General features: G+C 69.0%; 5 protein-coding genes. 3 read left to right on the top strand and 2 right to left on the bottom strand.

Annotated features, from left to right (window positions below; all coding sequences use genetic code 11):
- Window positions 1-366 (top strand): retropepsin-like aspartic protease (locus VFY73_RS15285; protein WP_329720205.1); only part of this gene is annotated, 366 nt, incomplete at its 5' end.
- Here the strand turns inward: VFY73_RS15285 and VFY73_RS15280 are convergent.
- Window positions 363-938, bottom strand: a complete 576-nt coding sequence (locus tag VFY73_RS15280) for a TMEM165/GDT1 family protein (RefSeq protein ID WP_329720203.1) — start codon at window positions 936-938, stop codon at window positions 363-365. The two genes, VFY73_RS15285 and VFY73_RS15280, sit on opposite strands and share 4 nt — an antisense overlap.
- Window positions 939-1,361: 423 nt before the next feature.
- On the opposite strand from VFY73_RS15280, the gene VFY73_RS15275 reads away from it, so the two are divergent.
- The gene (locus VFY73_RS15275; protein ID WP_329720201.1) at window positions 1,362-3,041 is read left to right on the top strand and encodes a hypothetical protein; all 1,680 of its coding nucleotides are present in this window, start codon (window positions 1,362-1,364) and stop codon (window positions 3,039-3,041) included.
- 52 nt (window positions 3,042-3,093) lie between these two features.
- Here the strand turns inward: VFY73_RS15275 and norR are convergent, their stop codons facing one another.
- Window positions 3,094-4,680: a nitric oxide reductase transcriptional regulator NorR gene (gene norR / locus VFY73_RS15270; protein ID WP_329720199.1), complete on the bottom strand. Its 1,587-nt coding sequence runs from the start codon at window positions 4,678-4,680 to the stop codon at window positions 3,094-3,096.
- Between the two features lie 107 nt (window positions 4,681-4,787).
- On the opposite strand from norR, the gene hmpA reads away from it, so the two are divergent.
- The gene (gene hmpA / locus VFY73_RS15265) at window positions 4,788-5,978 is read left to right on the top strand and encodes an NO-inducible flavohemoprotein (RefSeq protein ID WP_329720198.1); all 1,191 of its coding nucleotides are present in this window, start codon (window positions 4,788-4,790) and stop codon (window positions 5,976-5,978) included.
- Window positions 5,979-6,000 lie beyond the last annotated feature (22 nt).

Raw genomic sequence — 6,000 nt, 5'->3', positions numbered from 1 at the left:
GCTCATTCGAGCAGCGACGTGCAGGCGGCCAGCGGCGCACGCCGCCGCAGCGGCAGCATCAACGGTCGCCCGGTGCGCTTCATGGTCGACACCGGCGCCACCGTGGTCGCGCTGGACCAGGCGCTGGCCGACCGCATCGGCATCGACTACCGCAACGCGCGCCGCGTGACGATGGGCACCGCCAACGGCAGCGCGCCGGCCCATCTGGTGACGCTGAGCGCGGTGGTGCTGGGCGGGGTGACGGTGGCCAACGTGCAGGCAGTGGTGATGCCGCTGGGCATGCCGCACGTGCTGCTGGGCAACAGCTTCCTGACGCGCTTCCAGATGCGGCGCGAAAACGACGTGATGCGGCTGGAGTTGCGTTAGCTCAGCCAACGGTCGCCGGCGCCCAGCAGCGTCAGCACCCCGAGCAGCGCGAACAGCAGCGCCGCCGCCGCGTGCACCGCGCGCACCGGCAGGCGCTGCGCCAGCCGGTCGCCCAGCAGCACCGCCGGCACGTTGGCGAGCATCATGCCCAGCGTGGTGCCGGCCACCACGGCGGCCAGCTCGCTGTAGCGTGCGGCCAGTGCGATGGTCGCGATCTGCGTCTTGTCGCCCATCTCGGCCAGGAAGAACGCCAGCAGCGTGGTGCCGAAGACGCCCCAGCGCCCCACCGTGCGCGGCTCTTCATCGATCGTGTCGGGCACCAGCATCCACAGCCCCATCGCCAGGAACGACAGACCGACCACCCAGCGCAACACCGACGGGCCGAGCCAGGTGGCGATGCCGGCGCCCAGCCAGCCGGCGACGGCGTGATTGGCGAGCGTCGCCACCAGGATGCCGGCCATGATGGGCCCGGGGCGTTTGAAGCGCGCCGCCAGCAGCAGCGCGAGCAGCTGCGTCTTGTCGCCCATTTCGCCGAGCGCGACGACACCGGTGGAGATCAGGAAGGCTTGCATTAGACGGTCCAGGGCCGGCGCGAGTCCGATGACCACAGCCCCTTCCCGGCCCACGCGAAGGTGCTTGGTCAAAGGTCTGGCCGGGCCCGGTACTGCCGGGCTGCCGCTGCCATGGTGCCTGCGTTGCGCAAGCGCCAAGTCTGTTGACAGCGGCCACCGCGCGATGGCCGCGCGGCGTGGCTACTCCCCCATGACGAAGAGAGCGTTGATTCTATCGGTGCGCCGTTCCGCCAGGGGGCGATCCGGGCACGCCGCGCCCGCTCCAGCCTCCGCCGAGCCGCGGTTGTTGACGTGGGTCAATCGGCGACGCCGACCGCGGACTACGCTGGGTGGTCACTGCCCGCTGAATCGCGGGCGGCGCAGTGCGCCACAGACGTCGACGGGCTCCACGAAGCGCTCGAATGGGATTGGGGAGACAGGGGCATGCGAACAATTCCTGTGCAGGCCGGCAGCAGGCCCGGCCCCCGGTCGCGGATCGCCGTCGTGGTGATCCACGGCATGGGTGAGCAAGAGCCGATGCAGACGCTGCGCGGCTTCGTCAACACCGTCTGGGAACGAGATGCCAGCCTCTTCAAGGGGCTCAGGGAGCCGAAGAGCTTCGATCCCTCGCACGCCTGGACGGAACCCGATGACCTGTCCGGCTCGATGGAACTCCGGCGCGTGACGACGCGGGGCACCCGGGACCCGACCAGCCCCGACCCGGACCACCTGGGAGTGCGCGCCGACTTCTTCGAGCTGCACTGGGCCGACCTGACCGTCGATACGACCTGGGGCGACTTTCGTCGCTGGTTGACGCGAATGCTGTGGCGCCGGCCTGCCGAGGTGCCGCCGCGCCTGGGCTTGATGTGGGTGCTGCTGTGGCTGCTCGTGGCCTCCATCTTCGTCAGCGGGCTCGCCTCGCCGCTGCCCAAGCTCCTGGAGACCCTCGGGTTGGATGCCTCGTGGCTGAGGCGCATTTTCAGCGGCTCCTACTGGGCGTGGCTGGCCGCCATCAGCCTGGCCGTGGGCGGCCTCGTGAAGGGCTTTGCCACGGCCTACTTCGGCGACGTGGCCCGCTACGTGAGCGCGGCACCGCACAACATCAGGGTTCGCAAGGAGGCACGCGAGCGGGGGCTGAAACTGCTCTCGGAGATCACCAACGCCACCAACACCCACACCACCAACGCACCCTCGGCGACCGGCCAGCCGGACTACAAGTACGACCGCATCGTGCTGGTGGGCCACAGCCTGGGCTCGATCCTGGCGCACGATCTGGTGTGGCTGGCCTGGAACGAATTGTCGAGAGAGCCTTATCTCGATGGCTCGCCCACGCACCTGGCGGTGCAGGAGTGCGAGCGCACGGGGTATGACCTGCTGGTCTCTGCAGGCGCCCAGGAATCGAGCAGCGGCATCCTGGGTGACGGCCGGCGGGCCTACGTGGCCAGGCCCAAGGTCCGCCTGCCTTCGTTCGACGACAAGCTCGCGGCATACCGCCTCGCGCAACGCAACCTGTTCCGCCACTTGGCCCGCGGGGAGGATCTGAAGAAGCGCTGGCTCATCTCCGACCTCGTCACCATCGGAAGCCCGCTGACGCACGCCAGCGTGCTCACCGCCCGCAATGCCAAAGACCTTGAAGCCAAGGTCAACCTGCGCGAAGTCCTGCATTGCCCATTGCTCGACAACGACGAGGACGAGCGCCACTACCGCTTCTCCTATCAACTGCCCCTTCTGGCGGGCGAAACCCAACCGCGCTGGCAGATGCACCACGGGTCGGCGATGGGCCCGGTGCGGTGGACCAACATCCACGATGCATCCGGGCCGTGGTCGTTTCCGTTCGGTGACCTGATTTCCGGTCCCTTGTCCTACATTGAGAACTCACCGAACTTCGGCCCCGGCGTCGTCGATGTCCGGGTCAAGATCAGGCGCACCGGCCTGCTCGCGCGGGTCGGCCTGTCGAGGCTGTTCACCCACACCCGGTACTGGAACTGCGAGCAGAACCCGCCCAACACTGACAACGCACCAGAGCATGTGATGGCCCTGCGAGACGCCATCAACGTGCTGGACGACGAGGCCGTCGACAGGCGCCTGCTGGCACGGGCGAAGACGGCGCCAGCCGCCAGATGAGGTTGGACGTGCCGGGCGGCGCACCTCGCGCGGGCGCACGCCGTAGTGTCTGTCAGTGCGAGTCCGCGCCGGTCACGCCCAGCCGGCGCAGCAGGCGGTGGAAGTTGCTGCGGTCCATGCCGGCTTCGCGGGCGGCACGGCTGAGGTGCCCGGCGTGGCGCGCCAGCGCATCGGTCACCCACCGCCGCTGGAAGTCTTCGGTCGCTTCGCGCAATGTCTGGCCTTCGCGGCGTTCCACCGCCGTCGCCTGGGCCATGGCGATGCCGGGCGCGGCATCGGCCAGCGCGGGCAACGCCCCCGCCAGCCCCAGGTGCCGCGGCTCGATCGCCACCCAGCGCACGCCGCGGCCCTGTTCGTTGAAGGCCCGCAGCGCGGCACGGCCGAGCACATGCTCGAGTTCACGCACGTTGCCCGGCCAGCCGTGTGAGACGAGCGCCGACTTGGCCGCGGGCGTCAGGCGCAGGTTGCGTGCACCGAGGCGATGCTGGTTCTCCTCCAGGAAGCCGCCGGCCAGCGTCAAGACGTCTTTGCCCCGCTCGCGCAATGGCGGCACCAGCAGCGGATACACCGCCAGGCGATGGTAGAGATCGGCGCGGAAGCGGCCTTGCACGATCGCCGTACGGAGGTCGCGGTTGGTGGCGGCGACGATGCGAACGTCGACCCGTCTCACGCGGTCACTGCCCGGCCGCTGGATCTCGCCGCTTTGCAGCACCCGCAGCAGCTTTGCCTGGATCGACAGCGGCAATTCACCCACCTCGTCGAGGAACAGCGTGCCGCCGTCGGCCAGCTCGAACTTGCCGGCGCGCTCTTGCACGGCGCCGGTGAAGGCGCCCTTCTGGTGGCCGAACAGCTCGCTGTCGGCCAGGGTTTCCGGCAAGGCGGCGCAATTGACCTGGACCAGCGGCTGCTCTCGGCGCAGCGAACGGGCATGCAAGCGCTGCGCGACCAGGTCCTTGCCGACGCCGGTCTCGCCCAGCACCAGCACCGTCAGATCCGAACCGGCGACGGTGTCGATCTCGCGTCGCAGGTTGTTCATTTCCGCGCTGGTGCCCAGCAACTCGCGCGCCACGACCCGCGAAGACTGCTGCCATGCCTGGGCCAGCGCCTGCTCGCGCGCCGCCCGCACTTCCATCGCATGGATGGTCTCGATCGCCTCGAGGCCGGATTCGACCAAGCGCACCAGGGCCTCGGTCTGCGCCGGGCGGATGTCGTCGAACGCATGGGGGTGCAAGGCATCGAGCGTCAACAAGCCCCAGAGCCGTCCACCGACACGCAGCGGCGCACCCATGCAGTCGTGCACCGCGAGGATCGTGGGTTGGCCCGCGACCAGACCGTCGTACGGGTCCGGCAAAGCGCAGTCGGGCGCAAAGCGCAGCCCGGCCGGGCTGTCGAGCAACTGCGCAAGCCGCGGGTGCGCCGATACCGGAAAACGCCGCCCCAGCGCTTCGACGCTGAGCCCTTCGACGGCCACCGGCGTCAGTACGCCTGTGTCGAGCCGCAACAACGCGACGGCGTCGCAGCGGGTGAGGTCTTTGGCCGCCGCCAGCAGCCGCTGGTGGTGCTCGGCCTCGGTCAACGGCGGCCGGGGCCGGACCGCGGTGGTTTCGACAACAGGTGTGGTCTCAACGACATCGAACATAAGTGGTCAATTGGACAACGCCTGCCCATTTCCGTGCTGCGACAAGGACTTGGCGGCTGGCATGGTTCGTGAGACGCACCAGGCATTCCCAACCCACCTCCACATCCATGTTTTCAGCCCATACCATCTCGATCATCCAGGCCACGGTGCCTGTCTTGCAGCAGCACGGCGAAGCCATCACGCGGCATTTCTATCGCGTGATGTTCGAGCGTCATCCCGAGGTCAAGGCCTTCTTCAACGAGGCCCACCAGGCCAGCGGTACCCAGGCACGCGCGCTGGCCGGCGCGGTGCTGGCCTACGCTGCCCACATCGACCGCCTCGACGAACTCGCTGGCGCGTTGCCGCGCATCATCCAGAAACACGCGGCACTCGGCGTACTGCCCGAGCACTACCCGATCGTCGGCAGCTGCCTGCTGCAGGCGATCAAGGACGTGCTCGGCGACGCCGCGACCGACGAGGTGATCGCCGCCTGGGGCGAGGCCTACCAGGCGTTGGCAGACCTGCTGATCGGCGCTGAAGAAAAGGTCTATGCCGACCATGCGGCGCGCGCCGGCGGCTGGCGAGGTGAACGCGCCTTCCGCATCGCCCGCCGAGAAGTCGAAAGCGAACTCATCACGTCCTTCTACCTGGAGCCCGTCGACCAGGGGCCGTTGCTGGCCTTCGTCCCCGGCCAGTACCTGACGCTGGTGTTGAACATCGACGGCCAGCCACTGCGGCGCAACTACTCGTTGTCCGATGCGCCCGGCAAGCCCTGGTACCGCATCAGCGTCAAGCGCGAAGCGGGTGGCCGCGTCTCGAACTGGCTGCATGACAACGCCCAGGTCGGGGCCGAGCTGCGCGTGTTGCCGCCTTGTGGTGACTTCGTGCTGGAGGCGACGACCGACCCGCAGCGCCCCCTGGTGCTGGTGACCGGCGGGGTCGGCATCACGCCGGCGATCAGCATGCTCGAAGTCACCGCCCCCAGCGGCCGGCCGGTGCGCTTCATCCATGCAGCACGCCACGGCGGCGTCCACGCCTTCCGCCGCCGGGTGGACGAGCTGGCCGCCCGGCACGCCAATGTCGACGTGCACTATGTCTACGACCAGCCGCGGCATGACGACGCGCCGCATGCTGTCGGCGTGGTCACCACCGATCTGTTGGCCAGCCACCTGCCGCCCGACCGCGATGTCGACCTGTATTTCCTCGGCCCCAAGCCGTTCATGCAGGCCGTCTACGGCAGCGGGCTGGCGCTGGGCGTGCCGCCGAATCGGCTGCGCTACGAGTTCTTCGGGCCGCTGGAGGCGCTGCAGGCCGCGTGACGGGCAGCGGCGAACGGCTCCG

It is taken from the genome of Ideonella sp., assembly GCF_036277275.1.
Lineage (GTDB): Bacteria > Pseudomonadota > Gammaproteobacteria > Burkholderiales > Burkholderiaceae_C > Ideonella.
The sequence above is the reverse complement of the archived record's forward strand: the minus strand, read 5'-3'. Positions and strand labels throughout refer to the sequence as shown.

Excerpts from the sequence above, each read along its gene's own strand:
- VFY73_RS15280 (WP_329720203.1), bottom strand. The coding sequence starts at position 938 with ATGCAAGCCTTCCTGATCTCCACCGGTGTCGTCGCGCTCGGCGAAATG.
- VFY73_RS15275 (WP_329720201.1), top strand. The coding sequence starts at position 1,362 with ATGCGAACAATTCCTGTGCAGGCCGGCAGCAGGCCCGGCCCCCGGTCG.
- norR (WP_329720199.1), bottom strand. The coding sequence starts at position 4,680 with ATGTTCGATGTCGTTGAGACCACACCTGTTGTCGAAACCACCGCGGTC.
- hmpA (WP_329720198.1), top strand. The coding sequence starts at position 4,788 with ATGTTTTCAGCCCATACCATCTCGATCATCCAGGCCACGGTGCCTGTC.